At 60.9% G+C, this 26,465-nt stretch carries 26 protein-coding genes; 14 read left to right on the plus strand and 12 right to left on the minus strand.

Annotation, left to right across the window (positions count from 1 at the left end; all coding sequences use genetic code 11):
- Positions 1 to 534 precede the first annotated feature (534 nt).
- Both PMI31_RS04445 and PMI31_RS04450 read left to right on the plus strand, forming a co-directional pair.
- Positions 535 to 1,257 carry a response regulator gene (locus tag PMI31_RS04445; protein ID WP_008016495.1) on the plus strand — a complete coding sequence of 241 codons (723 nt, stop codon included), beginning with the start codon at positions 535 to 537 and terminating at the stop codon, positions 1,255 to 1,257.
- On the plus strand, positions 1,254 to 2,864 hold the full coding sequence (locus PMI31_RS04450) for an ATP-binding protein (RefSeq protein ID WP_008016496.1): 1,611 nt from the start codon (positions 1,254 to 1,256) through the stop codon (positions 2,862 to 2,864). The genes PMI31_RS04445 and PMI31_RS04450 overlap by 4 nt, the downstream gene beginning before the upstream one ends.
- Before the next feature lie 100 nt (positions 2,865 to 2,964).
- Here PMI31_RS04450 and PMI31_RS04455 read toward each other — a convergent pair whose 3' ends face one another.
- Together PMI31_RS04455 and PMI31_RS04460 are read right to left on the minus strand one after the other, a co-directional pair.
- Positions 2,965 to 3,690: a 4'-phosphopantetheinyl transferase family protein gene (locus PMI31_RS04455; RefSeq protein ID WP_202949434.1), complete on the minus strand. Its 726-nt coding sequence runs from the start codon at positions 3,688 to 3,690 to the stop codon at positions 2,965 to 2,967.
- An 85-nt stretch (positions 3,691 to 3,775) separates the two neighbouring features.
- Positions 3,776 to 4,573: a dienelactone hydrolase family protein gene (locus PMI31_RS04460; RefSeq protein ID WP_008016498.1), complete on the minus strand. Its 798-nt coding sequence runs from the start codon at positions 4,571 to 4,573 to the stop codon at positions 3,776 to 3,778.
- 145 nt (positions 4,574 to 4,718) lie between these two features.
- Here PMI31_RS04460 and PMI31_RS04465 point away from each other — a divergent pair, with 145 nt between their 5' ends.
- The 3 genes from PMI31_RS04465 to PMI31_RS04475 all read left to right on the plus strand — a co-directional run bounded on the left by PMI31_RS04465 (position 4,719) and on the right by PMI31_RS04475 (position 7,462).
- Positions 4,719 to 5,321 carry a hypothetical protein gene (locus PMI31_RS04465; protein ID WP_008016499.1) on the plus strand — a complete coding sequence of 201 codons (603 nt, stop codon included), beginning with the start codon at positions 4,719 to 4,721 and terminating at the stop codon, positions 5,319 to 5,321.
- Between the two features lie 120 nt (positions 5,322 to 5,441).
- Complete coding sequence (locus PMI31_RS04470) at positions 5,442 to 6,119, plus strand: response regulator transcription factor (protein WP_008016501.1); 678 nt, start codon at positions 5,442 to 5,444, stop codon at positions 6,117 to 6,119.
- Entirely contained in the window at positions 6,116 to 7,462 is a 1,347-nt protein-coding gene (locus PMI31_RS04475) for an ATP-binding protein (RefSeq protein ID WP_043302206.1), read from the plus strand. The genes PMI31_RS04470 and PMI31_RS04475 overlap by 4 nt, the downstream gene beginning before the upstream one ends.
- Positions 7,463 to 7,536: 74 nt before the next feature.
- Here PMI31_RS04475 and PMI31_RS04480 read toward each other — a convergent pair whose 3' ends face one another.
- Positions 7,537 to 8,535: an AraC family transcriptional regulator gene (locus tag PMI31_RS04480; RefSeq protein ID WP_008016503.1), complete on the minus strand. Its 999-nt coding sequence runs from the start codon at positions 8,533 to 8,535 to the stop codon at positions 7,537 to 7,539.
- Between the two features lie 338 nt (positions 8,536 to 8,873).
- On the opposite strand from PMI31_RS04480, the gene PMI31_RS04485 reads away from it, so the two are divergent.
- Complete coding sequence (locus tag PMI31_RS04485) at positions 8,874 to 10,208, plus strand: dicarboxylate/amino acid:cation symporter (RefSeq protein WP_008016504.1); 1,335 nt, start codon at positions 8,874 to 8,876, stop codon at positions 10,206 to 10,208.
- A gap of 144 nt (positions 10,209 to 10,352) precedes the next feature.
- Complete coding sequence (locus PMI31_RS04490; RefSeq protein ID WP_008016506.1) at positions 10,353 to 11,534, plus strand: CaiB/BaiF CoA transferase family protein; 1,182 nt, start codon at positions 10,353 to 10,355, stop codon at positions 11,532 to 11,534.
- Between the two features lie 52 nt (positions 11,535 to 11,586).
- Here PMI31_RS04490 and PMI31_RS04495 read toward each other — a convergent pair whose 3' ends face one another.
- Together PMI31_RS04495 and PMI31_RS04500 are read right to left on the minus strand one after the other, a co-directional pair.
- Positions 11,587 to 12,081, minus strand: a complete 495-nt coding sequence (locus tag PMI31_RS04495; protein ID WP_008016507.1) for a SprT family zinc-dependent metalloprotease — start codon at positions 12,079 to 12,081, stop codon at positions 11,587 to 11,589.
- Between the two features lie 158 nt (positions 12,082 to 12,239).
- The gene (locus PMI31_RS04500) at positions 12,240 to 12,842 is read right to left on the minus strand and encodes a Yip1 family protein (protein ID WP_008016508.1); all 603 of its coding nucleotides are present in this window, start codon (positions 12,840 to 12,842) and stop codon (positions 12,240 to 12,242) included.
- Between the two features lie 281 nt (positions 12,843 to 13,123).
- On the opposite strand from PMI31_RS04500, the gene ttcA reads away from it, so the two are divergent.
- A complete protein-coding gene (gene ttcA / locus PMI31_RS04505; RefSeq protein WP_008016509.1) occupies positions 13,124 to 13,948 on the plus strand; it encodes a tRNA 2-thiocytidine(32) synthetase TtcA in 825 nt (274 codons plus the stop codon).
- 64 nt (positions 13,949 to 14,012) lie between these two features.
- Positions 14,013 to 14,687 (plus strand): DNA-3-methyladenine glycosylase I, encoded by a 675-nt coding sequence (locus PMI31_RS04510; protein WP_008016510.1) that lies wholly within the window; start codon positions 14,013 to 14,015, stop codon positions 14,685 to 14,687.
- Between the two features lie 88 nt (positions 14,688 to 14,775).
- On the opposite strand, the gene PMI31_RS04515 is transcribed toward PMI31_RS04510, so the two are convergent.
- From PMI31_RS04515 to arsC, 3 genes are read right to left on the minus strand one after another with little or no spacing between them, the layout of a single operon-like run.
- Complete coding sequence (locus PMI31_RS04515; protein ID WP_008016512.1) at positions 14,776 to 15,201, minus strand: DUF2069 domain-containing protein; 426 nt, start codon at positions 15,199 to 15,201, stop codon at positions 14,776 to 14,778.
- A gap of 2 nt (positions 15,202 to 15,203) precedes the next feature.
- The gene (gene wrbA, locus PMI31_RS04520) at positions 15,204 to 15,800 is read right to left on the minus strand and encodes an NAD(P)H:quinone oxidoreductase (protein ID WP_008016513.1); all 597 of its coding nucleotides are present in this window, start codon (positions 15,798 to 15,800) and stop codon (positions 15,204 to 15,206) included.
- Positions 15,797 to 16,150 (minus strand): arsenate reductase (glutaredoxin), encoded by a 354-nt coding sequence (arsC, locus tag PMI31_RS04525; RefSeq protein WP_008016514.1) that lies wholly within the window; start codon positions 16,148 to 16,150, stop codon positions 15,797 to 15,799. Before arsC ends, wrbA begins: the two co-directional genes overlap by 4 nt.
- Before the next feature lie 114 nt (positions 16,151 to 16,264).
- On the opposite strand from arsC, the gene PMI31_RS04530 reads away from it, so the two are divergent.
- Positions 16,265 to 16,732: a TlpA family protein disulfide reductase gene (locus PMI31_RS04530; protein WP_008016515.1), complete on the plus strand. Its 468-nt coding sequence runs from the start codon at positions 16,265 to 16,267 to the stop codon at positions 16,730 to 16,732.
- 102 nt (positions 16,733 to 16,834) lie between these two features.
- Here the strand turns inward: PMI31_RS04530 and PMI31_RS04535 are convergent, their stop codons facing one another.
- From PMI31_RS04535 to PMI31_RS04550, 4 genes are all read right to left on the minus strand, one after another.
- Positions 16,835 to 17,239, minus strand: a complete 405-nt coding sequence (locus tag PMI31_RS04535) for an META domain-containing protein (protein ID WP_008016516.1) — start codon at positions 17,237 to 17,239, stop codon at positions 16,835 to 16,837.
- The gene (locus PMI31_RS04540; RefSeq protein ID WP_007988765.1) at positions 17,239 to 17,673 is read right to left on the minus strand and encodes a hypothetical protein; all 435 of its coding nucleotides are present in this window, start codon (positions 17,671 to 17,673) and stop codon (positions 17,239 to 17,241) included. Before PMI31_RS04540 ends, PMI31_RS04535 begins: the two co-directional genes overlap by 1 nt.
- Before the next feature lie 77 nt (positions 17,674 to 17,750).
- A complete protein-coding gene (locus tag PMI31_RS04545) occupies positions 17,751 to 18,743 on the minus strand; it encodes a 2-hydroxyacid dehydrogenase (protein WP_008016518.1) in 993 nt (330 codons plus the stop codon).
- Positions 18,744 to 18,899: 156 nt separating this feature from the next.
- On the minus strand, positions 18,900 to 21,653 hold the full coding sequence (locus PMI31_RS04550) for a response regulator (RefSeq protein WP_008016519.1): 2,754 nt from the start codon (positions 21,651 to 21,653) through the stop codon (positions 18,900 to 18,902).
- Positions 21,654 to 21,873: 220 nt separating this feature from the next.
- On the opposite strand from PMI31_RS04550, the gene PMI31_RS04560 reads away from it, so the two are divergent.
- The 4 genes from PMI31_RS04560 (at position 21,874) to rlmD (ending at position 26,450) form a co-directional block, all read left to right on the plus strand.
- Positions 21,874 to 22,593 (plus strand): response regulator transcription factor, encoded by a 720-nt coding sequence (locus tag PMI31_RS04560; protein ID WP_008016521.1) that lies wholly within the window; start codon positions 21,874 to 21,876, stop codon positions 22,591 to 22,593.
- The gene (locus PMI31_RS04565; RefSeq protein WP_008016522.1) at positions 22,583 to 23,971 is read left to right on the plus strand and encodes a sensor histidine kinase; all 1,389 of its coding nucleotides are present in this window, start codon (positions 22,583 to 22,585) and stop codon (positions 23,969 to 23,971) included. The genes PMI31_RS04560 and PMI31_RS04565 overlap by 11 nt, the downstream gene beginning before the upstream one ends.
- 224 nt (positions 23,972 to 24,195) lie before the next feature.
- Positions 24,196 to 25,098, plus strand: coding sequence for a cysteine synthase CysM (gene cysM / locus PMI31_RS04570; protein ID WP_008016523.1), 903 nt, complete (start codon positions 24,196 to 24,198; stop codon positions 25,096 to 25,098).
- Positions 25,098 to 26,450 (plus strand): 23S rRNA (uracil(1939)-C(5))-methyltransferase RlmD, encoded by a 1,353-nt coding sequence (gene rlmD / locus PMI31_RS04575; RefSeq protein ID WP_008016524.1) that lies wholly within the window; start codon positions 25,098 to 25,100, stop codon positions 26,448 to 26,450. The genes cysM and rlmD overlap by 1 nt, the downstream gene beginning before the upstream one ends.
- The last annotated feature ends 15 nt before the right edge of the window (positions 26,451 to 26,465 follow it).

The raw sequence follows: 26,465 nt of genomic DNA on the forward strand, positions 1-26,465 counted from the left end.
GACTGCAACACCCGTACCGTTTTCACCACTCGGGGCCGAAATACAGTAGCCATCCGCACGCGCGGTTTGGTCTTTCGAAAATACGTTTGGTTCAACCGGACAGAGGCAATAATAGCGCTTGAAATTGGTGTCTGGTTTGTGTTTGGTTTTTTGCGCAAAACCCCATATCTAGGGTTTTTTTAGCGCCGGGCTACAAGATAATGCGTTTTAGGGGGGGATTGCAACGTACTGCCTGTGGATAAACCTGTGCGTAAATTGTGTGTGAAAGAGGGAACCGGCGTGTAGGCCGCGACACTGCTGGACCGGACCTTTTTTCAGCGATTTTCTACGATCGAAAATGCTCGTTCGGATTTTTAAGGGCGCGAACCCTATCACAAAAAACCCTATTGTCCGAACGCATTTCCCCGCTTGTGTTCTCGACGGGCGGCGTTTATACAATCGGCCCAGCGTGTATACATATTTATCCCCCCGAATCATTACAAAAAGACGGGCGGATCCTTCCTTATAAGTGTTTTTGGCAAGCAGAGGTCATCCGTGGAGCAAGAAGCCTGGCAGGTATTGATTGTGGAGGACGACCAGCGACTGGCCGAACTGACCCGCGATTACCTGGAAGCCAATGGCCTGCGTGTATCGATCGAAGGCGATGGTGCGCTCGCTGCGAACCGCATCATCAAGGAACAACCGGACCTGGTGATCCTCGACCTGATGCTCCCCGGTGAAGATGGCCTGAGCATTTGCCGCAAGGTCCGCGCCCGATATGACGGCCCGATCCTGATGCTCACCGCCCGCACCGATGACGCTGACCAGATTCTCGGCCTGGACCTGGGGGCTGACGACTACGTGTGCAAACCGGTACGCCCGCGTCTGCTGCTGGCGCGCATCCAGGCCTTGCTGCGTCGCAGTGAAACGCCCGAAGTCGCCCCGGAAAAACAGCGCCGTCTGCAGTTCGGCCCGTTGATCGTCGACAACGCCTTGCGCGAAGCCTGGTTGCAGGGCAACGGCATCGAGCTGACCAGCGCCGAATTCGACTTGCTCTGGCTATTGGTGGCCAATGCCGGGCGCATCCTCTCCCGGGAAGAGATCTTTACCGCACTGCGGGGCATCGGCTATGACGGTCAGGACCGCTCCATCGATGTACGCATCTCGCGCATCCGCCCGAAGATCGGCGATGACCCGGAGCATCCACGGCTGATCAAGACCGTGCGCAGCAAAGGCTATCTGTTCGTTCCCGAGGCTTGCGTAGACCAGACCCTGTGAACTCGATCTTCCTGCGCATCTATGGCGGCATGTGTGCCGCGCTGATTCTGGTGGCGGTGCTCGGTGTGCTGGCGTTGCACCTGCTCAATCAGGTGCGTAGCGAACAGTACCGCGAGCGCCTGGCCCACGGCACGTTTTCGCTGATGGCCGACAACCTGCAACCGATGAACCGGACCGAGCGCCACCGGGCCTTGCTGGTATGGGAGCGGCTGCTGGGCATTCCGTTGGCACTGAAAACCTTTACCGAGACTGACCTCGACCTGACCCAGCGCACTCGTGTGTTGCACGGCCAGGCATTGGTGGAACAGACCGGGCCGCACGCGGCGAAGGTATACAAGCTGGTCAGCGACAAGGAGCAGTTGATGCTCACCGGGGAAGTGCAGCAGATCAGCGAACAACTGGCCCGGGCGACCATCTACCTGTTGACCGATGAACTGGTGCGGACCCCGGTAGCCGACCAGCCCTTGCGCCTGGCGCAATTGAAGGAAAGCAAGGGCTTTGGCTTCGATCTGCGCCTGCTCACGGTTGACGAGGCGGACATGGACGAAGACCAGAGCCGCCGGGTGTCCGAGGGCGACACGGTGATGGCGCTGGGCAAGGGGGGCGATTCGATCCGGGTGTTTGCCGGCATGGTCGGCACGCCGTGGGTCCTGGAAATCGGCCCGTTGTACCAGATGAATCCTTATCCCCCGGAATGGCTGGTGCTGATCGCCGCGCTGGGCCTGACGCTGATCGGCCTGATCGTTTATCTGCTGGTGCGTCAGCTCGAGCGCCGCTTGCGTGGCCTGGAGGCCGCGGCCACGCGCATCGCCAAGGGCAGCCTGGAAACCCGCGTGCCGGCGCGTGGCGCGGATTCCGTGGGGCGCCTGGCGTCGGCGTTCAATGGCATGGCCGAGCACTTGCAACAGTTGCTGGCGATCCAGCGCGAACTGGTACGTGCGGTGTCCCACGAATTGCGCACGCCGGTGGCGCGTCTGCGTTTTGGCCTGGAGATGATCGGCTCGGCCACCACGCCACAAGCCCTGGAAAAATACTGCCAGGGCATGGACCACGACATCGAGGACCTCGACCGGCTGGTCGACGAGATGCTGACCTACGCGCGGCTCGAGCAGGGTTCTCCGGCACTGAACTTTCAGCGGATCGATCTGGATGCCTTGGTCAATCAAGTGATTGAAGAGCTGGCGCCGTTGCGCGCCGACGTTACGGTACAGCGCGGGTTGTGCCTGTCGGCGGCCGATAACGACGACGCCTGGGTCGAGGCCGAGCCGCGTTATCTGCACCGGGCGATCCAGAATCTGGTGAGCAATGCCATGCGCCATGCGCAATCACGGGTGACCATCAGCTATCAGGTGGGGCAGCAGCGATGCCGGGTGGATATCGAGGATGACGGGCCGGGGGTGCCGGAGTCGGCATGGGAGAAGATCTTTACGCCGTTCCTGCGTCTCGACGACAGCCGCACCCGTGCTTCTGGAGGCCATGGGTTAGGCCTGTCCATTGTGCGGCGCATCATCCATTGGCATGACGGGCGGGCGCTGATCGGCAAGAGCAAAAGCCTGGGTGGGGCGTGCTTTAGCCTGAGTTGGCCGAGGAATCAGGAGAAGCGCTGAGATGTGCGGTGGATGCTCGACCGCCATCGCCGGCAAGCCGGCTCCTACAGAATGAATTCGCCGCTGACCTGTAGGAGCCGGCTTGCCGGCGATGGCGTCCTCAGGCCTTGATGCTGACCAGACTCAACAACTGCCCATCCTTGACCCCGAACTGCGCATCCAGTTCGGTGCCGTTGCGCCATTCGCGGGACAGATCGGTGAGCAGCCGCAACCGCACCTCTCCCGACCCGGACCACTCCAGCACTTCGGCGTGTTCGAAATAAAACCGTTGCTGAACGATCGGATAGAGCGCCTTGAACAGGCTTTCCTTGACCGAGAAAGTCAGGGTGACCAACAACGCCCGTAGATCGTGATCACCGGCCGCCATGCGCTGTAGCTCTGGCGGATTGAGGATTTCCCCGGCCAGGCGTTCGGCCCGATCGGCATTGAGCAGGTTTTCCAGATCCATGCCCAAGCCGCGCCAATGGCTTTTGTTCGCGACAATCGCCGCGGCCCGGCCAGTGCTATGGGTGATCGAACCCGTGATATGGGCAGGCCAGACCGGTGCCCGGTCTTCACCGATGGCGGGAATGAAGCCCAGGCCTTCGAGCCGCTGTAACGCGGCCCTGGCACACACCCGCCCGGCGAGAAACTCCGCCTGCCGTTTGGCGACAGAGCGCTGAATGCTCGCCGGCGCTTCCACAGCGCTGCGCTGAAAGTCATCGCTGGCCAGTCGGGTGCTATCGAAGTGAGTGCTCAACAGGACCGTATCGGGCAGCACAAACGGCAGCGGCCAATGGTCATCAAGGGGGGTGCAGCAGGCGGGCAGGGCGGGGGTGGAGTTCATGTGGGGCATTTTGCCGGGTTGCCCTGGGGCTGGGTAGTAGCAGACGGCTTTTGTGGCGAGGGGGCTTGCCCCCTCGCCACAGATATCAGGGTTGACCAAAGATCCTTTTGAAGAAAGCCTGCATGTCCGCCCAGGATTTTTCATCCGCAGCCTTGTTGTAGCCAATGTCCGGCCCGCCATGATCGCCATGGCCAAGTCGATCGGCATCCGGGTTGGTGAAGCCGTGTCTGGCGCTGTCGAGGCTGACGAATGTGTAGTCGGCGCCGGCCTTGTCCATCTCGCTCTTGAAAGCCGTGATGTTTTCCGGGGTGACGATGCTGTCCAGTGCTCCGTGTTCCACAAGGATCTTCGCCTTGACGCTGCCTGGCGTTGCCGGCGTTTTGGTTGTCAGCGCGCCATGGAAACTCACCACGCCAGCCAATGGCACGCCCTGTCTTGCGGCATTGAGCACCACGCCACCGCCGAAGCAATAGCCGATGGCGGCGATTTTATGCGGATCGGTTTGCGGTTGTTGCTTGAGCAGGTCGAGCCCGGCCTGAAACCTCGCGCTTGACACGACACTGTCTTTTGCCACGGCTTGCATGAAGGCCATGGCGTCTTTGGGGTGCTCGGTATTTTTGCCATCACCGTACATGTCAATGGCCAGGGCGCTGTAGCCCAGGCCGGCAAGGTCGCGGGCGCGGCGCTTGGTGTAGTCGTTGAGTCCCCACCATTCATGCACCACCACGACGCCGGGGCGCGGGCCCTTGAGGGCATCGTCGTAGGCGAAGTAGCCAATCATTTTCGTGCCATCGGTACTTTGGTAGGGAGTTTCCCGGGTCTGGATGGCGGCCTGGCTAAGCCCGCTCAAGGCCAGAAGGAGGACGGCGAGGAACATGCGCATGGTCGGAACTCCTGATGAAACGTGTCGAAACATTCGGGAGGGGGCGGTTCAGCCAAGGTTCAGAGTGCGTTCAGGGGGAGTTCAGGGCTCGGTGCGTAACCTTGCCTCGTACCCAAAAAACAAACGGCACATGAGGACACTCCCAATGACTGGATTCAAAAAACTGCTTCTGGCATTCACTGTACTGGGCGCAAGCACCACAGCCTTCGCGTCCGACGACAACTTCGCCAGCCTTACTCTTGGACAGACCAGCGACAAGGTCAAAAAATCCCACGCCCTGAACGACAACCTTAATCACCCGAATGCCGATGGCGTGATCGGCAAGGACACCACCTGGGGTGTCCGTCTGGGCCAGCAAAACACCAAGGGCCGGTACTACGCCACTTACGACAATGTGTCGGGCTCGCACAACGGCATTAAACTGCGTCAGGAAAACCTCTTGGGCAGCTACGATCTGTTTTACCCGGTGGGCGGTAGCACCAAGCTGTTCGGTGGTGGCACGGCCGGCCTGACCAAAATGACTCAGGAGTCGCCAGGCTTCAGCCGCGACAGCGATATCGGCTATGCCATCGGTGGCCAGGTGGGTGTGCTGCAACAGGTTTCGCAGAACACCTCGATTGAACTGGGTTACCGTTACCTGCGCAGCAATGCCAGTACCGAGATGAGTGAGCGCGGTGGCAGCAAGCAGGGGTCGCTGGACCTGACCAGCAGCGCCCAGACTTACCTGTCCGCCAACTACGCTTTCTGAAAAGCGTTGCGTGAGCGGCCTGCGCCGGATCAACCCGAGGGGCTGATCCGGCGTTGCCATGTTAGCTATCGAGGTGCGACGTTGCGCCTCTGGAGATGTTGATTTGCCCGGGAGAGCGTTATGAAACTGCTGGTCGTCGAAGATGAAGCGCTGCTGCGTCATCACCTGAAAACCCGCCTGACGGAGAGCGGCCATGTGGTCGAGTCCGTGGCTAACGCCGAGGAGGCGCTGTACCAGGCCGCGCAGTTCAACTTTGACCTGGCGGTGATCGACCTCGGGCTGCCGGGCATGAGCGGACTCGACCTGATCCGGCAGTTGCGCTCAGGTGGCAAAACCTTCCCGATCCTGATCCTCACCGCGCGTGGCAACTGGCAGGACAAGGTCGAAGGCCTGGCCGCCGGTGCCGACGATTACGTGGTCAAGCCATTTCAGTTCGAAGAACTGGAGGCTCGCCTGAATGCCTTGCTGCGCCGCTCCAGCGGCTTCACCCAGTCGACCATCGTTGCGGGTCCGTTGCTGCTGGACCTGAACCGCAAGCAGGCGTCCCTTGACGATCAGCCGTTGGCACTGACCGCGTATGAGTACCGCATTCTCGAATACCTGATGCGTCACCATCAGCAAGTGGTGCCCAAGGACCGCTTGATGGAACAGCTCTATCCGGATGATGACGAACGTGATCCGAATGTGATCGAGGTGCTGGTCGGTCGTCTGCGCCGCAAACTGGAGGGGCCGGGCGGGTTCAAACCGATCGACACCGTGCGCGGCCTGGGTTACCTGTTCAATGAGCGTTGCACTTGATCCGTTCACTGCGTATTCGATTGATGCTCGCTGCCACGTTGTTGGCGGTGTTGTTCATGCTGGCGTTGCTGCCGGCGATGCAGGGTGCCTTCAGCCTGGCGTTGCAAGACTCCATCGAGCAGCGTCTGGCATCGGACGTGACCACGTTGATCTCTGCCGCCCGGGTGGAGAACAACAGCCTGCAAATGCCGGTGCAACTGCCCGACGAACGCTTCAATCTCACCGACAGCCGATTGCTCGGTTACATCTATGACCGTGAGGGGAATCTGGTCTGGCGTTCGAAGGCGACCCGGGAAGAACACATCAATTACAAGCCGCGCTACGACGGACGTGGCAACGAGTTTGCGCGAATCCGCGAAGAAAATGGCCAGGAGTTCTTCGTCTACGACGTCGAGGTCAAGTTGCTCGGCGGCAAAAGTGCAGCCTTCAGCATCGTGGCACTGCAGCCGGTTCGTGAGTACGAACTGACCCTCGAAGGCCTGCGGGAAAATCTTTATCTGGGTTTTGGAGCGGCATTGCTGGTGCTGCTGGCGTTGTTGTGGATCGGACTGACTTGGGGCTTGCAGGCATTGCGGCGCTTGAGCCAGGAACTGGACCAGATCGAAGGTGGCACCCGCGAAAGCCTCAGTGAGGAACATCCCCGGGAATTGCTGCGTCTGACCGGTTCCCTCAATCGGTTGCTGCACAGTGAGCGTGAACAGCGCAGTCGCTACCGTGATTCCCTCGATGACCTGGCCCATAGCCTGAAAACGCCGCTGGCGGTGTTGCAAGGCGTCAGCGAAGACATGGCCCAGCGTCCGGAGGATCGCGATCAGGCCTGGGTTCTGCAAACCCAGATCGAACGCATGAGCCAGCAGATCAGCTACCAGTTGCAGCGCGCCAGCCTGCGCAAAAGCGGTCTGGTACGTCATCAGGTGCGCTTGCACCCGGTGCTGAAAAGCCTGTGCGACACGCTCGACAAGGTCTATCGCGACAAGCGCGTGTACGTCGCGTTCGACCTGCCCGACCCGTGCTACGTACCGATCGAGCAGGGCGCTCTATTGGAGATGATGGGCAACCTGCTGGAAAACGCCTATCGCCTGTGCCTGGGCGAAATACGCATCAGCGTGCATGAAACCCTCGGCGGCATCGAATTGTGTGTCGAGGACGACGGCCCCGGGGTACCACAGGATCAACGCGCACGGATTCTCGAGCGCGGCGAGCGCCTGGACCGTCAGCACCCGGGGCAGGGCATCGGCCTGGCGGTGGTCAAGGACATCATCGAGAGCTACAGCGCCAAGCTGACCCTGGGCGATTCACCGATGGGCGGGGCGGCGTTCCGGATTCACTTTCCGGCGGTTTGACCCGGAGTTCAGTTGTGCTCATTCGGGCCTCTTCGCGGGCCAGTGAGCACTCCAGATAAATTTGCTCTTGAGCCTCAGCTCTCCTGCGCCCGATAAGCCCCCGGCGTCAGCCCCGTCCACTTCTTGAACGCCCGGTGGAACGCCGATGGTTCGGAAAACCCCAGCTGCTCGGCGATCTGTTGCAACGACAGGTCAGCGCGGCTCAGGTGATAGATCGCGATGTCCCGGCGCAACTGGTCCTTCAATTCCTGAAAGCTCGAACCCTCTTCCCGCAAATGCCGACGCAAGGTCTGCGGGCTGATGTGCAGCTGCGTGGCTACGGTTTCCAGGTCGGGCCAGCGTGAACTGTCGCGACTGAGCAGGCGGCGCAAGCGGCTGCTCAAGCTGTCGCCATCGTCCGGGCGCGAGAGCAAGTCGGCAGGGGAGCGCTCGAGGAAATGCTTGAGAGTGCGTTCATCCTGCAACAGCGGCATGGCCAGGTAGCGGCTGTGAAACAACAGGCTGCTCTGGGGGCTGGAAAACTCGAGCGGGCAGGAAAACAGCAGGTCGTATTCGGCGCCGTGTTCCGGCCGGGGATAGCTGAACGTGGCCTGTTCCAGGCGAATGCGCTGGCCGATCAGCCAGCTGCCGAAACGGTGCCAGATCACCAGCAGGCTTTCGCTGAGGAAATGATCCGGGTCCCAAAGTTGCGAGTCGTCGAGGCTGAGGCGGACCCATTCATCTTCGCGGCTCAGGGTCAAACGCGGAGCCCCGGGGAATAGGCTATAAAACAATAAGCCACGATTGAGTGCCTTATCCAGGCTGCGGCAGTGAATCACGGCATGGCACATCATTGCGAAGCTGCCCGGCTTGCTTGGGGTTTGCCCGAATCCCAGGTACTCGTCGTCCAGTGCCAGCCATAAGGCCTGAATCAGTTGGGTGAATTGCTCTGGAGCGATGCGCGCCCGGGGCTCGTCCAGCAACTCGGGGCTGATCCCCAGTTGTTGTAGCAGGCCCGAAAAATCGTAGCCGTGCCGACGCGCACCACCAAGGGCGGCGCGGGCGAAATGACTGGCGATGGTGCGTTCGCGCATGACAGCAATTCTGACCGTTGAACGACGGATGGTAGCTGTGCACCGCGGACGTGAACAGGGCGGATATCCGCCAAATTGCAGGACGACTTTTAATGGAAGGGCGGAAATCCGCCACATGATTGTAACCGTCCGGTGACAGGGAAATCGCTGCGACCCCTGATATCAAAAGGCTTGCTGGGATTTTGCACAAGGTGGCACGGGCCTTGCGATACAACATGCAGATGCCTGCCGTTGCGCAGCTCGAAAAAACAAATCCCTCCAGTGCAGGAGGGTTCGCAATTGCGGTGTTGCGGGCAACAGCTGGATGTTGTCACCGGGCACCCTTGAGGAACTTTGCAATGACGACTCGTCAGCCACTGTATAAATCCCTGTATTTCCAGGTGATCGTTGCAATTGTCATCGGTATCGCACTGGGTCATTACTACCCGCAGCTCGGTGTGGCCGTTAAACCGTTGGGTGACGGGTTCATCAAGCTGATCAAAATGATCATCGCCCCGATCATTTTCTGTACCGTTGTCAGCGGTATCGCCGGCATGCAGACCATGAAGTCGGTCGGCAAGACCGGTGGCTATGCGCTGCTGTACTTCGAGATAGTTTCGACCATTGCCCTGCTGGTCGGCCTGGTCGTGGTCAACATCGTGCAGCCAGGCAATGGCATGCACATCGATGTCACCACCCTGGATGCCTCCAAGGTTGCCGCTTATGTTGCGGCTGGTGCTGACCAAAGCGTCGTCGGCTTCCTGCTGAACGTGATCCCGACCACCATCGTCGGCGCCTTCGCCACCGGCGACATCCTGCAAGTGCTGATGTTCTCGGTGATCTTCGGTTTCGCCCTGCATCGCCTGGGTGCCTACGGCAAGCCGCTGCTGGACTTCATCGATCGCTTCGCCCACGTGATGTTCAACATCATCAACATGATCATGAAGCTCGCGCCAATCGGTGCCTTCGGTGCCATGGCGTTCACCATCGGTGCCTACGGTGTCGGCTCGCTGGTGCAGCTGGGTCAACTGATGGCGTGCTTCTATATCACTTGCCTGCTGTTCATCCTGATCGTACTGGGTGGTATCGCTCGCGCCCACGGCTTCAGCGTTCTGAAAATGATCCGCTACATCCGTGAGGAACTGCTGATCGTGCTGGGCACTTCCTCTTCGGAGTCGGTGCTGCCACGCATGCTGATCAAGATGGAACGTCTGGGCGCGAAGAAATCCGTAGTAGGCCTGGTGATCCCGACCGGTTACTCGTTCAACCTCGACGGTACCGCCATCTACCTGACCATGGCCGCGGTGTTCATTGCCCAGGCCACCGACACCCACATGGACATCACGCACCAAATCACCCTGCTGGTGGTGTTGCTGCTGTCGTCCAAGGGCGCTGCGGGCGTGACCGGTAGCGGTTTCATCGTACTCGCTGCCACTCTGTCCGCCGTTGGCCACCTGCCGGTTGCCGGCTTGGCGCTGATCCTCGGCATCGACCGTTTCATGTCCGAAGCCCGTGCCCTGACCAACCTGATCGGCAACGCCGTTGCCACTGTCGTCGTGGCCAAGTGGGTCAAGGAACTGGACACCGACGTGCTGCAAGCGGAGCTGGCCTCGGGCGGTCGCGGCATTGCCGACGAGCCTAAAGACGATGTCTTGGGCCACGTCGAAGGGGCAACCCCGACGAACGCCAAGTAAGCCTTGTTGTAATGAAAAACCCGCTTCGGCGGGTTTTTTCATGCCCGGTGTTTGAGCACAACGGTCACTGCAGATGGCGCATAAGGTGATTGCCGCAATGCCAACGGCTGCCTAGGCTGGGTGCATCGTCAAGGGAGAACGCTCATGCTCGGTCCACTGGCATCACTCAAGGTTCTGGATTTCTCGACACTGTTGCCGGGGCCGTTCGCCTCGTTGCTGCTGGCGGACATGGGCGCCGAAGTGCTGCGCATCGAATCACCGACCCGCATGGATTTGTTGCGGGTGTTGCCGCCCCACGATCAAGGCGTGTCAGCCAGCCATGGCTACCTCAACCGCAACAAGCGCAGCCTCGCCCTGGATCTCAAGCAGCCTGAGGCGCTGGAGGTGATCAAGTCGTTGCTGCAGGACTACGACATCGTGCTCGAGCAGTTCCGCCCGGGTGTCATGGAGCGTCTGGGCCTGGGTTACGAAGCCCTGAAGGCGATCAATCCCAAATTGATTTATGTGTCGATCACCGGCTACGGCCAGACCGGCCCCTACAAGGATCGCGCCGGCCATGACATCAACTACCTGGCCTTGTCCGGGCTGGCGAGTTACACCGGCCGTGCCGACACTGGGCCGCTGCCGTTGGGCATGCAGGTGGCGGATGTCGCCGGTGGCTCGCTGCACGGGGTGATTGGCTTGTTGGCGGCAGTCATTGCCCGGCAACAAACCGGTCAGGGCCAGCACCTGGATGTCAGCATGACCGACTGCGCGTTCAGCCTGAATGCGATGGCCGGTGCCGGGTATCTGGCCTGTGGCGTCGAGCCGGGACCGGAAAACCAGGTGCTCAATGGCGGCAGCTTCTACGATTACTACCGCTCCCGGGATGGGCGCTGGCTTTCGGTGGGCAGCCTGGAACCGGCATTCATGAAACAGTTGTGCACGGCCTTGGGGCTGGAAGAACTGGCCGGCCTCGGTCTGTCACCGCAACTGGCGCATCAGCAACAGCTTAAGGGCGCGCTGAAGGTCGAATTCGAAAAGCATGACTTTGCCGAGTTGCTTGCGTTGTTCGCGGAGCTGGATGCTTGTGTCGAGCCAGTGTTGAGCCTGGGAGAAGCACTAAGTCATCCACAGTTGCAGGCGCGGGAGTTGGTGGTGCAAGTACCGCGGGGCGACGGATCAAGCCAGGCGCAGATGGCGTGCCCGCTGAAGTTTTCGCAAGGTTTGCCAGAACCGCGGCATGTTGGCTCGGCGTTGGGGCAGCATACCGATCAGGTGTTGGGGGAGTTGGGGTTTAGCGTCGAGCGAATAGAAGAGCTGCGGCGTGGCAAAGTGATTCTATAGCGCTGCAGAGGCCGCCATCGCGAGCAGGCCGATACAAATAGCGAGAGTCCCGCTATTCGACCCGCATCTCCCCACTGAACACCAGCGTATGGCGACACCGTCGACACAAGTACCTGCGTCCCTGGCGCACCAGGCTGTGGCGCTGGGCCGAGAACGGGAAGTCGCTGTCGGCGCACGGGCACTTGTAGATGTAGCGGGTCACGCTGCGGCGTTTGACGTCATAGGTGTGGCAGCGGTTGGGCGGCAGTTCGTATACGCCGCGCATGATCAATTGCCACTCTTCGCCATGGGGCTGGATGCGGTCGCCGAACAACTGATGGGCAATCAGGTGTGCGACTTCATGGGCTACGGTCTGTTTGAGGAAATCTTCGGCGTTTTCCCGATACAGCTGCGGGTTGAAGCGCAGCAGGTTCTCGTGCAAATGCGCGACACCGGCTTTTTGCCCGCGCAGCTTGAGGCTCACCACGGGGCGCTTGAAAGGTCGTTTGAAAAAGGATTCGGCTAGTTGGAAACAGTCTTCGACGCGGGAATTGAGTTGCTCGGGCATGCTTGATGGATCTCCAGAGCGGTCGAGTATGCCGCAACCCTTTGACCTTGCGAATCGCCAAGGTGCCGAATGGTCGTGTGCCTCCTCGTTCCTGAAGAATGAAAAGGCCGCCTTGCGGCGGCCTGTATCCTTGGTTTCTGATTATCAGTGGTGGGCGGCTAATTGGTGTAGACCGGCCCCACGCCGAGTCCCCAGACAATCACAGTGAACGCCATGATGGCGACCAGCACCACCAGGCCTACGGCGAGCACCGAACTTGAAAACAGAAAGCCCTCGTCAGATGGAATGTTCATGAATGTCGGTAAGCCCACGTACAGCAAGTACACCGTGTAGCAGATGGCTGCGGTGCCGACGATCATCCCCAGCCACAAGTGCGGGTACAAGGCGGCGAGGCCGCCGATGAACAACGGTGTAGCGGTGTAGGTCGCAAACGCAATGCAGCGGGCCAGGCTTGGGTTGGCGTCATAGGTGCGGGCCATCCAGTGAATGAATGCGCCCATTACCGCAACACCGCCGAGCATCGCCACGTACGACATGATCGTCATCCATATCGCGCTTTCTACGGTCAGCATCACGGGAGCCCGATTGCCGATGACCCAGCCAACCTGTGTGGTGCCTATGAAGGCAGACACGGCGGGGATTGCCGCCAGGATCAGCGTATGGGTCAGGTACATGTGGCTGATGCTTTCCTCCTGGTCGCCACGGATCTCTTTCCATTCTTGGTCAGGGTGGGTGAAGAGCCCCACTACGTGATGGATCATGCCAGTCACTCCTCTTTTTTACCGTCGCCCCCCAGTGGAGCGCCTACGGGCCAATGCGGCCAAGCAAGTCACAGGTCTGTAATTTTCATGAGACCTTATGTCGCAGTATAGGGAGGAGTTTCCCCAGAAGGAGTAGGGGCTTTAGAGCAAATCGCGCTGTAAACACAATTGTTAATCGCCGCCGGGTCTGTGGCGAACAGCCCTTTTGGCGAGGCACTTCGCCCCTGAGGTGTTTTTGCGTAAAATGCCCGCCTTTCGTCACACCTCACGGATTTCGCGTCATGGGCACTCTCACGGTCAACCAGAACAAACTGCAAAAGCGCCTTCGCCGACTGGCCGGTGAGGCGGTTGCCGATTTCAACATGATTGAAGACGGCGACAAGGTCATGGTCTGCCTGTCCGGTGGCAAGGACAGCTACACCATGCTCGATGTGCTGATGCACTTGCAGAAGGTCGCGCCGATCAAGTTCGAGATCGTGGCCGTGAACATGGACCAGAAGCAGCCGGGCTTTCCGGAGCACGTGCTGCCGGCCTACCTGAAAGAACTGGGTATCGAGTACCACATCGTCGAGAAAGACACTTACTCGGTGGTCAAGGAGCTGATTCCGGAAGGCAAGACCACTTGCTCGCTGTGCTCGCGCCTGCGTCGCGGTACGCTCTACACCTTTGCCGATGAAATCGGCGCGACCAAGATGGCCCTCGGTCACCACCGCGACGACATCGTCGAAACGTTCTTCCTGAACATGTTCTTCAACGGTTCGCTCAAGGCCATGCCACCGAAGCTGCGCGCCGACGATGGGCGTAACGTGGTGATCCGCCCGCTGGCCTACTGCAACGAAAAAGACATCCAGGCCTACTCGGACTTCAAGCAATTCCCGATCATTCCGTGCAACCTCTGCGGCTCCCAGGAAAACCTGCAGCGTCAGGTGGTCAAGGAAATGCTGCAGGACTGGGAGCGCAAGACTCCGGGCCGTACCGAGAGCATTTTCCGCAGCCTGCAGAACGTGATCCCGTCGCAACTGGCGGATCGCAACCTGTTCGACTTCACCAGCCTCAAGATCGACGAGTCCGCGGCTTCGCGCTTCGTCAACGTGGTCAACCTCTGATTAAAACTGTGGGAGCAAACCCGCTCCCACATCAGGTTTTTCGTTTTACTCCTCAGGAGAGGGCATGCGCGACTACAAGTGGCTGAACGAATACTGCTTGAACCGCTTCGGTTCGGCCGCTGAACTGGAAGCCCATCTGCCCGTTCCCAAGACTCCCGAGCAACTGCGCAAGATCAGCGACGATCGCTACCTCTCGATGATGGCGCTACGGGTATTCCGCGCCGGGCTCAAGCACAGCCTGGTGGATGCCAAGTGGCCGGCCTTCGAAGAAGTGTTCTTCAGGTTCGACCCGGAAAAAGTCGTGCTGATGAGTGCCGAGCACCTTGAGCGCCTGATGCAGGACACGCGGATCATCCGTCACCTGGGCAAGCTCAAGAGTGTGCCGCGCAATGCGCAGTTCATTCTGGACGTGGCCCATGAAAAGGGCAGCTTCGGCGCGTTGATCGCGGACTGGCCGGTGACCGATATCGTCGGGCTCTGGACCTTCCTGAAAAAACGCGGACATCAGTTGGGCGGGCTGTCCGCCCCGCGCTTCCTGCGAATGATCGGCAAAGATACCTTTGTACCAAGCTATGACGTGGTGGCGGCATTGAATGCGCAGGACATCATCGACAAGGTGCCGAGCAGTCTGCGTGACCTGGCTTTGGTGCAGGACGTGTTCAACCAGTGGCACGAGGAAAGTGGCGGGCGGCCGATGAGCCAGATTTCGATGATGCTGGCCTACACCGTCAATCATTGAAACCGAGTCGCACCCATCGCTGGCAAGCCAGCTCCTACAAGTTCACCGCATACCCTGTAGGAGCTGGCTTGCCAGCGAAGGCGTCCGGTCAGGCGATAGAAATCTCGCCCTCGCCAGCCAGCTTGCGATTCAACTGATACCGCCACCGCACATACAACAGCGCCGAGCAGAACACCGCCAGGCTCGCGCCCATCTCCAGCAAACCGAAGATTTGCCGGTTCGGGTCGTAGGCAGCCAATGCGCCCTTGATGAAATACAGGTTCACCACAAAGCACATCCACGAATGCCCGCGAGGGCTGCCGAGGATCATCCCCGGCGCCAGGATCAGCAGTGGCACCAGCTCGATCAACAGAATCACCCAAGGCCGTGCACCATGCAGGTCGGCGATGGCAAGGTAGTAAACGCAAAGCAACCCGACCAGGCCGATAAAACACAGCAGGCTGATAACGCGCATCGCCTTGACGCGTGGTTCGAGCCATTCGAGTGCGGGCAGAATCTTCGGCTTCCTGGCCACCCTCAGCCCTCCAGTTTCTGTGCAGTCTTCGCCAGGCGCATACCCAGCGCGCGGCACAGCGCCACTTCATGGGCATCCAGGCCGCTCTTGCCGTCGGCACCGGCGTGGTGGCTGGCGCCGTATGGCGTGCCTCCGCCCTGGGTTTCCAGCAGTGCCGATTCGCTGTACGGCAGGCCGGTGATCAGCATGCCGTGGTGCAACAACGGCAGCATCATCGACAGCAGGGTCGTCTCCTGGCCGCCGTGCAGGCTCGCCGTGGAGGTGAATACACCCGCCGGTTTGCCCACCAGGGCACCGGTCAGCCACAGGTTGCTGGTGCCGTCGAGAAAATACTTGAGCGGCGCGGCCATGTTGCCGAAGCGGGTCGGGCTGCCGAGTGCCAGGCCGGCGCAGTTCTTCAGGTCGTCGAGGCTGGCATAAAGCGCACCTTCGTCGGGAATCTCCGGCGAAACGGCTTCGCACTCGGTGGAAATCGCCGGCACCGTGCGCAGGCGGGCCTCAAGCCCGGCCTGTTCGACGCCACGGGCAATCTGCCGGGCCATCTCGTTGGTCGAGCCGCTGCGGCTGTAGTACAGAACCAGAATGTAGGGCGCACTCATGGCAACAGTTCCAGGATCTGCTCCGGTGGGCGGCCAATGATGGCTTTGTCACCGACTTCGAGAATCGGTCGCTCCATCAGTTTCGGGTGGGCGGCGATGGCGGCAATCAATTGCGCTTCGCTCAGGCTGCTGTTGGCCAGGTCGAGGGTTTTGTACTCGTCCTCGCCGGTGCGCAGCAATTGCCGGGCGTTGATCCCGAGTTTGCCGAGCAGGCTCTGGATTTGCGCGGCGTCCAGCGGAGTGTCCAGGTAACGGACCACGGTCGGGGTCAGGCCACGGGCTTCAAGCAGTTCGAGCGCACCGCGGGATTTCGAGCAGCGCGGGTTGTGATAAAGCGTCAGATCGGTCATGAGCGGGTCGCATCTTGCGTAAGGTGGCGGCTATTCTAACTGTGCAGCGCGCAATCCAGAACTGTGAGAGGCGATGGGTCGCAGGTGCATTCAATTTTTGACAAGGAACACGACATGACAAGGCGACTGGCAGCAGCATTGGCGATCATCGGAGCGTTGATGCTGGGGGGCTGCGGTAATGACTATGGCATCGACCAGGACGGCCACAAGATCGCCTCCGACCGACTGGACGGCAAATGGCTGGTACTCAACTACTGGGCTGAATGGTGCGGGCCTTGCCGTACCGAGATCCCGCAATTGAACACCCTGGCCGAGCAGCTCAAGGACAGGAAAATCGGTGTGTTCGGGGTCAACTTCGACAATGTCCAGGGGCAGGAGTTGAAGGGCGCGAGCGAAAAACTGGGGATCAGGTTCACGGTGCTGGCCCAGGACCCTTCCGAACTGTTCGAGCTGCCGCGCAGCGAGGCGTTGCCGGTGACGTACATCATCGATAACAAGGGCAAGGTGCGTGAGCAGTTGATGGGTGAACAGACGGCGGCGGGGGTGATGGCGAAGCTTGAGGCGTTGCAGGCGAAGAATTGACCTTGCAGGAGCCGGCTTGCCGGCGATAGGGGCGTGTCAGACACAGCAATGCAGATGGGTTCGCCGCCATCGCCGGCAAGCCGGGCTCCTACAGGTTTACGATCAACCCTCCTCGAGCCACCAACGCAGCGGCTTGCCTTCGGCTGGCCAGAAGCGGATTTGTTCGATCGGGGAGACGTCCCAGCGCTGGACGTCTTCCAGGGCCTGCAGGAAGCGTTTTTCCTGTTCCATCAGCGCCGGCGCACACAGTTTGCGGGTGCTGCCGATTTTGCCGAAGGTCAGTTTTTCGCCATCAAGGGTGTACGGCGCGAACCAGTGGTTGCAGCCGCCATTGCCGTAGGCCCGGCCGTCCTCACCGAGGGTGATGGTCAGATGGCTGTAGTCCATCAACGGCCGCTCGCCGATCCATTCCAGAATGTAGCTGCGATTGTGTTCAAGTTGCACCGGCTCGGCGGCGCAGCCCAGCAGGCTGGCGCCGACCATCGTGGTCAGAGCAAGGCGTTTCATCACGCAGGCTCCTGGCATTTCGGGCACAGGTGTTTCTCGCCAACGGTGGTCCAGCCCAGCTCGGCAATGCGCGCGGTGGCGGCAGGCTTTTCGGCCTTGTTGCCCAGTTTGGCATCGACGGCGAATTCGAAGCTCAGTTCTTTGGCGCAGCTGTCGCAGTTCACTTGCCAGGTGTGGATCGCCAGTTCGCCGAACACCGGGCCACTGGCAACCGCGACCCATTGGCCGGGCGGGTTGATCAGGTGGCGAACCGTTTCGACGGTCAGGCGCATGGACAAGTCCTTGGCGCCCTTGAGGGTCACGACCAGCACGTCGTTGTTGCGAATCGAGCCACCGTTGCCGGTGACCTGATAACGCCCCGGCACCAGGGCGCGGCATTCGGTGAGGGTGTGTTGCGGGTTCATCAGGCTGTAGCGGAAATCGTGTTCGACCATGGGTCCTCCAAATATGCGCGATATGCTAGCACGGGCTTGCACGCCGCATCGCGCAGGCAGATGACCTTCGATCCGTTTCAGTCTCCTGTCACCAGGTTTTCCGGGGTGCCGGTCGCCCAGGCTGCAATATTGCGCAACGTAGTAGCGGCAATCGCGTCCAGCGCTTCGCGGGTCAGAAAGGCCTGGTGCGCGGTGACGATCACGTTGGGGAAGGTCAACAGCCGTGCCAGCACATCGTCTTGCAGCGGCAGGTCGGAGCGGTCCTCGAAGAACAGTTGCGCCTCTTCCTCATACACGTCCAGTCCCAGGTAACCCAGGCGACCGTCTTTCAAGGCGTCGATCAGCGCGGGGGTGTCCACCAGGCCACCACGCCCGGTATTGATCAGCATCGCGCCCGGTTGCATCTGCGCCAGTGATGCACGGTTGATCAAGTGCTTGCTCTGTTCGTTGAGCGGGCAGTGCAGGCTGATGATCTGCGATTCGGCCAACAGTTGCGGCAGGCTCAGGTAGCGCGCGCCGAGGGCTTCGACCTGCGGGTTGGGGTAGGGGTCACAGGCCAGTAACCGGCAGCCAAACCCGTTCATGATCTTTGCGAATGTGGCGCCAATCTGCCCGGTGCCAACCACGCCGACAGTCTTGCCCACCAAGTCGAAACCGGTCAGCCCCTGCAGTCTGAAATCCCCTTCGCGGGTGCGGTTGTAGGCGCGGTGCAGACGCCGGTTGAGCGCGAGGATCAGCGCCACCGCGTGTTCGGCCACGGCGTGGGGCGAATAGGCCGGGACGCGCACGATGGCCAGCCCCAGACGCTTTGCCGTCGGCAAGTCGACGTGGTTGTAACCGGCCGAGCGCAAGGCGATCAGGCGTGTGCCTCCAGCGGCCAGGCGTTCGAGCACCGCCGCGCCGAGGTCATCATTGATGAACGCGCAGACCGCTTCATATCCTTGAGCGAGCGCCACGGTGTCGAGGCTCAGGCGCGCAGGCTGAAAGTGCAGCTCGATGCCGGCCGGTTGCCCGGCCGCAAGAAAACTGTCGCGGTCGTAGTTCTGGCTGCTGAAAAGAATCGTACGCATGATTTCCTCCTTGTCCCAATCCCGTAGGAGCCGGCTTGCCGGCGAAGGCGGCCTCAAGGGCTACGTAGATTTTGAGGCCGTCATCGCCGGCAAGCCGGCTCCTACAGTGTTTGTGGTGAGTTTGCGCTGATGTTCAATCCGCGCGATTGCGCTGCATCAAGCATTCATGCGCGCCTGGGCTGCCAGCCGATTGATCGCCCGGTCGAGCTCATCAAGTGCCACGCCAGCTTTCGGGTCCTGTTGCTTGAGCAGGGTTTCGCTGCGCTGGCAGGCCGCTCGCAATTGCGGTACGCCGCAGTAACGCGTCGCGCCATGCAGGCGATGGACTCGTTCGATCAGGGCGTTGTGGTCATTGCTTTGCCGAGCAAGACGGATGGCTTCGCGGTCAGCCTCCAGGGAGGCCAGCAGCATCGCCAGCATGTCCGCAGCCAGGTCAGCCTTGCCGGCGGCCAGGCGCAATCCTTCCTCGTGGTCGAGCACCGACAGGTCATGGGCGCCGCCATGCCCATCGCCGGAGCGCTCCGGGCTGTGGTTGCGCAGCGCCAGGCCGCTCCACTTCAACACCACCTGCGCCAATTGCCGTTCACTGATCGGTTTGGTCAGGTAGTCGTCCATGCCGCTTTGCAGCAGCGCGCGTTTTTCGTTGGCCATGGCGTGGGCGGTGAGGGCCACGATCGGCAGTGGCGTGCAATGCCGTTCGCTTTCCCACTGACGGATCGCCTCGGTGCTTTGGCGGCCGTCCATGCCAGGCATCTGCACGTCCATCAACACCAGGTCGAATGTCTCGTTCTGTACCGCCTTGACGGCGGCATAACCACTTTCCACCGCGAGTACCTTGGCGCCCATGTCTTCGAGCAGCGTCTGTACCAACATCAGGTTGGCCGGGTTGTCGTCGACGCATAGCACCTTCGGGGCACGGCTGGGCACCGGTTCGCCCGGCTCGCTGCGCATCGGACGCGGGCTGACCAGGTCAGACAGGGAGCGTCGCAGCTTGCGGGTGCAGGCCGGTTTCGCCTGGAGCTGGCTGTGGGGGTTGGGCACGGAAAGATGGAACAGCGTCTGTTCCGTGGTCGGGCACAGCACCAGCACTTTGCAGCCAAGATGCTCAAGGTCCCAGATGTGTTGATTGAGGCGCTCCGGCGGCATGTCGTTGCTGGTGATGCCGAGCACGGCGAGGTCGATCGCCTGCTCGGTCTGGTGGGCGGCGGTGACGCCATTGGTCAGGCTTTCCAGGGTATTGAACGGCGTGGTGCTGAGGCCGCAGTCTTCCAGTTGATGCTGCAGCGCCTGCCGCGCCAGCTCGTGGTTTTCCAGCACCGCCACCCGGCGCCCGAGCAAGGGCGCGGCGGGCAGGTCTTCGGCATCGTCGCGGGTTTTTGGCAGGCTCAGGCTGATCCAGAATTCCGACCCTTCCCCAGGCGTGCTGTCGACGCCGATCTCGCCGCCCATCTGTTCGATCAGGCGCTTGGAAATCACCAGGCCCAGGCCAGTGCCACCGGGTTGACGCGACAGCGAGTTGTCGGCCTGGCTGAAAGCCTGGAACAGGGCGCGCACGTCCTGGTTCGACAGACCGATGCCGGTATCCTGAATGCTGATGCGCAACTGCACAGTGTCTTCGTGCTCTTCTTCGAGCATGGCTCGGGCGATGATGGTGCCCTCGCGGGTGAACTTGATCGCGTTGCTCACCAGGTTCGTCAGGATCTGCTTGAGCCGCAACGGGTCGCCCACCAGTGACAGCGGTGTGTCCCGGTACACCAGGCTCACCAGTTCCAACTGCTTGGCGTGGGCGGCCGGGGCGAGGATGGTCAAGGTGTCCTGCAGCAGGTCGCGCAGGTTGAACGGAATATGGTCAAGCACCAACTTGCCGGCCTCGATTTTCGAGAAGTCGAGAATCTCGTTGATGATGCCCAGCAGGCTGTCGGCGGATTTTTCGATGGTATCCAGATAGTCGAGCTGGCGTGGGGTGAGTTCGCTTTTTTGCAGCAGATGGGTAAAGCCGAGAATGCCATTGAGCGGCGTGCGGATTTCATGACTCATGTTGGCCAGAAATTCGGACTTGATCCGGCTCGCTTCCAGGGCTTCCTTGCGCGCCAGGTCCAGCTCGATGTTCTGGATCTCGATGGTTTCCAGGTTCTGGCGCACGTCTTCGGTGGCCTGGTCGATGCTGTGCTGCAATTCTTCCTGGGCGTTTTGCAGGGTGCCGGCCATGCGATTGATGCCGGAAGCCAGCTCATCCAGCTCCTGACTGCCGAGGGGCGGCAAGCGGGTTTCCAGATGACCGTCCTTGAGTTGAGCCACAGCCTGCTTGATCTGGCTCAGTGGCCGATTGATCGTGCGACCCATGCGCAGGGCCAGCAGCGCCGCACCCACCAGTCCCGCACTGATCAACATCAGGCTGGCGAACAGGCTGCGGTAACCGCGCAACAGCATGCCGTTATGGGACAATTCAAGTTCGACCCAGCCCAGCAGGCGGTCGGCTTCTTCGGGAATCAGGTCGCCTGCCAGGTTGCGGTGTTTGCCGAATACCGGCAGCAGATAGCGGGTCGCATCGTTGCCACTGCGGCGCAGCATCTGCGTACCAGTGCCGGAGGGCGTCTGATTGAGCATGGTCGGGCCGGCGTGGGCCAGCAGCGTGCGATCGGGAGACAGGAAGGTCACGGCCCGTACGTCGGTTTGTTCCAAGGCCTGGGTGGCGATGCGTTCGAGCAGATCGTTGTCCTGATGGGCCATCGCTGTCGCCGCCAGTGGAGCCAACTGCTCGGCGATCATTTCGCCGCGCTGCATGAGTTGGGAGTGCAGGTCAGCCTGTTGCATCCAGGTAAAATACCCCCCCAGCACCAACGCCATCAGGCTGGTTGGCAACAGGGTCAGCAACAGCACGCGGCCTTTGATTCCCAGTTTCTTGAGCACGCCTCTCTCCTGCATCCCGCTGCTTATTTATAGACCGGCACATGCATCCACCATGCACCACTTGCGCAGTGTAGCGATTTGCTCGCGGGCAATCTTCGTAAAAATGGTGCCGTCATTCGTCGGCCCGGGCGGCTCATGGGTGATACGGATAAACCGTGGGTTGCCCCTGGCGTGGCAATCTTGAATAATCACCTCAACTGAGAATTGTTTGCAGATAGTCATGACTCCCATCACTGCCGGCCTCCCCCGAATCCTGTCCATCGAAGACGACCTTGTGCTCGGCGCCTACGTCCATGAGCACCTGGACCGCAGTGGCTTCCAGGTGACCTGGTGCCAGAACGGCCAGGAGGGCCTGGACATTGCCCGCCGGCAACCTTTCGACGTGGTGCTGATGGATGTTCTGCTGCCGGGCATGGACGGCCTGGCGGTACTGACCGAGTTGCGCCAGAGCCATTCCACCCCGGTGCTGCTGATGTCGGCGCTCGGTGCCGAGGCCGATCGCATCAGCGGCTTTCGCCTGGGGGCCGATGATTACCTGCCAAAGCCTTTCAGCATGGTGGAGTTGCGGGTACGTATCGAAGCCATTCTGCGGCGGGTGGCCCTCGACCGGCGGCCCGCACCCGCAGTGCCGGCCCCTTCGATGGATAGCCTGCGTTTCGACGATGAACGCTTCGAGGTCTTTTATGGCGAACAGGCCGGCGGCCTGACCCGCAGCGAGTATCGGTTGCTGGAGACGCTGCACCGCAGCACCGACGAAGTATTGAGCAAAGCCTTCCTTTATCAACAGGTGCTGCAGCGCGGTTACGCGGCCCATGACCGCAGCCTGGACATGCACATCAGCCAGATCCGCCGCAAGCTCAAGGCCATTGGCTACACCGAGCGCGAAGTGCGCACGGTATGGGGCAAGGGCTACATCCTGAGCGCCGCCGATGAAATGTAACTTGCCGGGCAGGCATTCGCTGTTCTGGAAGCTTGCTTGCCTATTGGTTGCGTTCTGCTTGTTGATGATCTGGCTCAGCTGGTCCTGGGGACGCTATATGGAGGAACGCAACCAGTTCCTCTCGGATGAAGCCCGCGGCACCCTGACGGGCTATGCCGCCGAAGCCGAGCAGGCGTGGCAGCAGCGCCAGAGCGCCGGTGTCGATGATTGGCTGCATGGCATGTATCAGCGGGAAAAAGGCTGGGTCGGTGTCGTCGGTGGTGATTTGCAGTCCTTGAGCAACCAATCGCTGACGGACAAGGAAGTCGAACGCCTGACTTTTTTGCGCGGCCTCGATTGGCCGGTCCACAAGAAAGGCCGGCCGTGGATGCGCATACCGTTTCCCGGCGACCCGTCCGCCGGCAGCCTGGTGATCGAACTGCCCAAGCGCTTTGTGCCGGGGCATTACCGGGTGTTCTGGCGCGTGATCACCAACGGCGTGATTCCGGGGTTGTTCACCTTGCTGCTGTGCGTCGGCCTGTATCGCTTGCTGGTGGTGCCGCTCAACAGCCTGCGTGAACAGGCCAATGCCTGGCGTGCCGATCAGCTGAGCGTACGGCTGTCGACCCGGACCACTAATCGCTCGGATGAACTCGGCGAGTTGGGCAGGGCGTTCGATCACATGTCTGAACGCCTGCAAAGCACCGTGGCCTTGCAGCAGCAACTGCTGCGCGATTTGTCTCACGAATTGCGTACGCCCTTGAGTCGCCTGCGGGTGGCCAGTGAAAGTGAGCAGGGACTGGAGCTCTTGCGCGAACGTATCGGCCGTGAGGTCGATGGCATGCAGCGCCTGGTGGAAGACACGCTGCAGCTGGCATGGCTGGACACCGAGCGCACCCGATTGCCCGACGAAGCGATCCAGATCCAGGCCCTGTGGGAAATGCTCACGGAGAATGCCTGCTATGAAAGTGGCTGGCCCGATACCCGGCTGCAATGCACGGTGGATGCATCCTGCTGGGTGCGAGGTCATCTCAACACCCTGGCCCAGGCACTGGAAAACATTCTGCGTAATGCGATTCGGCATTCGCCGACCGGAGGCATTGTCCAATTGGGCGGGCGGCGTGATGGCGATTGCTGGCACCTGTGGCTGGAGGATCACGGCGGCGGTGTGGCGGAAGCTGATCTGGAACGGATCTTCCTGCCATTCACCCGACTTGACGGTTCGCGGCCGGGGGATGGTGGGTTTGGCTTGGGGTTGAGTATCGCCAGGAACGCGATGCAGCGTCAGGGCGGGAAGCTTTGGGCGCAGAACACCGGGAATGGGTTGCGGATGAATATGCGGTTGGTGGCGGAGGATGGCGATCCCACATTGACCGTGCTCCAACCGCAAAACCCATGATCACCCCGGTACCCTGTGGGAGTGGGCTTGCCCGCGATGAGGCACTCACTCCCACCACAACAACCCCTGTTTTTCACACTCCGAGTGGCACCGCGACTTGCCGCTTGCAGCTCAAAACCTGTCGCTTATTCCCATAAACCATAAGCACCACACTTTGCGTGATATGGCCTGCGAACGTTTGCCGGTATGATAGTCGCCCCCGCAGTCTGGATTGCGAATACGCCATGACCTTGCAGTACCCAACCATCGCCGATTGCGTCGGCAACACTCCGCTGGTCCGTTTGCAGCGCCTGCCCGGCGCCACCAGCAATACCCTATTGCTCAAGCTCGAAGGGAACAACCCGGCGGGTTCGGTCAAGGACCGTCCGGCGCTGTCGATGATCACCCGCGCCGAATTGCGCGGGCAGATCCACGCTGGCGATACGCTGATCGAAGCGACCTCGGGCAACACCGGGATCGCCCTGGCCATGGCCGCCGCGATCAAGGGTTACAAGATGATCCTGATCATGCCGGACAACTCCAGTGCCGAACGCAAGGCGGCCATGACGGCCTATGGCGCCGAGCTGATTCTGGTCAGCCAGGAACAAGGCATGGAAGGCGCCCGTGACCTTGCGCAGAAGATGGAAGCCGAAGGTCGCGGCAAGGTACTGGATCAGTTCGCCAACGGTGACAACCCCGAGGCGCACTACACTGGCACCGGCCCGGAAATCTGGCGCCAGACCCAGGGCACCATCACCCATTTCGTCAGCTCCATGGGCACCACCGGTACCATCATGGGCGTCTCGCGCTACTTGAAAGAGCAGAACGACAAGGTGCAGATCATCGGTCTGCAACCCATGGAAGGTTCGGCGATTCCAGGCATCCGTCGCTGGCCCCAGGAATACCTGCCGAAGATCTACCAGGCCGATCGTGTGGACCGCATTGTCGACATGGCTCAGAGCGAAGCCGAAGACGTGACCCGTCGTCTGGCTCGCGAAGAAGGCATCTTCTGTGGCGTGTCGTCGGGTGGTGCGGTGGCAGCCATGCTGCGCCTGTCCCGGGAAGTTGAAAACGCGGTGATCGTCGCGATCATCTGCGACCGCGGCGACCGCTACTTGTCGACCGGCATTTTCGACGCGCCCAACTGATGGCCAAGCATGAAAGAGGCCTGCGCTTCCAGCCCACCGGCGGCAGCAAGGCCCCGCAAATCCCGACCGGCAAAAAGCAGCGCCTGACCATCGAGCGCCTGGCCAATGACGGTCGCGGCATCGCGTTTTTCGAAGGCCGCACCTGGTTCGTCATTGGCGCGTTGGCCGGCGAAGAAATCGAGGCGCGGGTGCTCGGTGCCCACGGCAAAGTGGTCGAGGCGCGGACCGAGCGGGTGTTCACGGCCAGCGAATTGCGCCGCCCGGCGCCGTGCGCCCATGCCGGCCGTTGCGGCGGTTGCAGCGTGCAGCATTTGCCTCACAACGAACAACTTGCCCTGAAACAGCGCATGCTCGCCGAGCAGTTGGCGAAGGTCGCGGGCGTCGAACCCGAAGAGTGGGCGGCGCCATTGAGCGGTGCGGAGTTCGCTTACCGACGTCGCGCCCGTGTGGCGGTGCGCTGGGACATGAAGGCGAAAAAACTCGAAGTCGGGTTCCGCGCCGCCGGCAGCCAGGACATCGTGGCCATCGATGATTGCCCGGTGCTGGTACAGCCTTTGCAACCGATCATGAGCCGTCTGCCGGAGATGCTGCGACGCTTGAGCAAACCTCAGGCACTCGGGCATGTGGAGTTGTTCAGCGGCTCGACGTTGGCGGTTTTGCTGCGGCACATGGCGCCGTTGTCCGACGCCGACCTGACGATCCTCAAGGAATTCTGCGCGTTCCACGAAGCCCAGTTGTGGCTGCATGGCGATGGTGAACCGCAGCCGGTCGAGGCCGGTCAGTCGTTGGGCTATCGCCTTGAACAGTGGGATCTGGAACTGGCGTATCGTCCCGGGGATTTCATCCAGGTCAACGCCGGAGTCAACGAAGCAATGGTCGCCCAGGCGCTGGACTGGTTGAAGCCGACAGCGGATGAGCGTGTACTCGACCTGTTCTGTGGCCTGGGCAACTTTGCCTTGCCGCTGGCCAAAGCCGCTCGTGAAGTGGTGGCGGTGGAAGGCGTGCAGGTGATGGTCGAGCGGGCCGCGGCGAATGCCGCTAGCAATAATCTGCATAACGCGAAGTTTTTTCAGGCCGATTTATCCCAGCCTTTGACGGACGCCGAATGGGCCGCCGAAGGCTTTTGTGCGGTACTCTTGGACCCACCGCGTGACGGTGCTTTCGAGGTTGTGCGCAAGCTCAAGACCCTGGGCGCCGAACGGTTGGTGTACGTGTCGTGCAACCCGGCGACTCTGGCGCGCGATACGGTCGAATTGATCAAGCAGGGCTACCGGTTAAAACGTGCCGGGATTCTCGATATGTTTCCTCAAACGGCACATGTCGAGGCCATGGCGTTATTTGAAGCGAGCTAGGATGCTCGTCTGGTC

This window comes from Pseudomonas sp. GM55, assembly GCF_000282395.1.
GTDB classification, from domain to species: domain Bacteria; phylum Pseudomonadota; class Gammaproteobacteria; order Pseudomonadales; family Pseudomonadaceae; genus Aquipseudomonas; species Aquipseudomonas fluorescens_CC.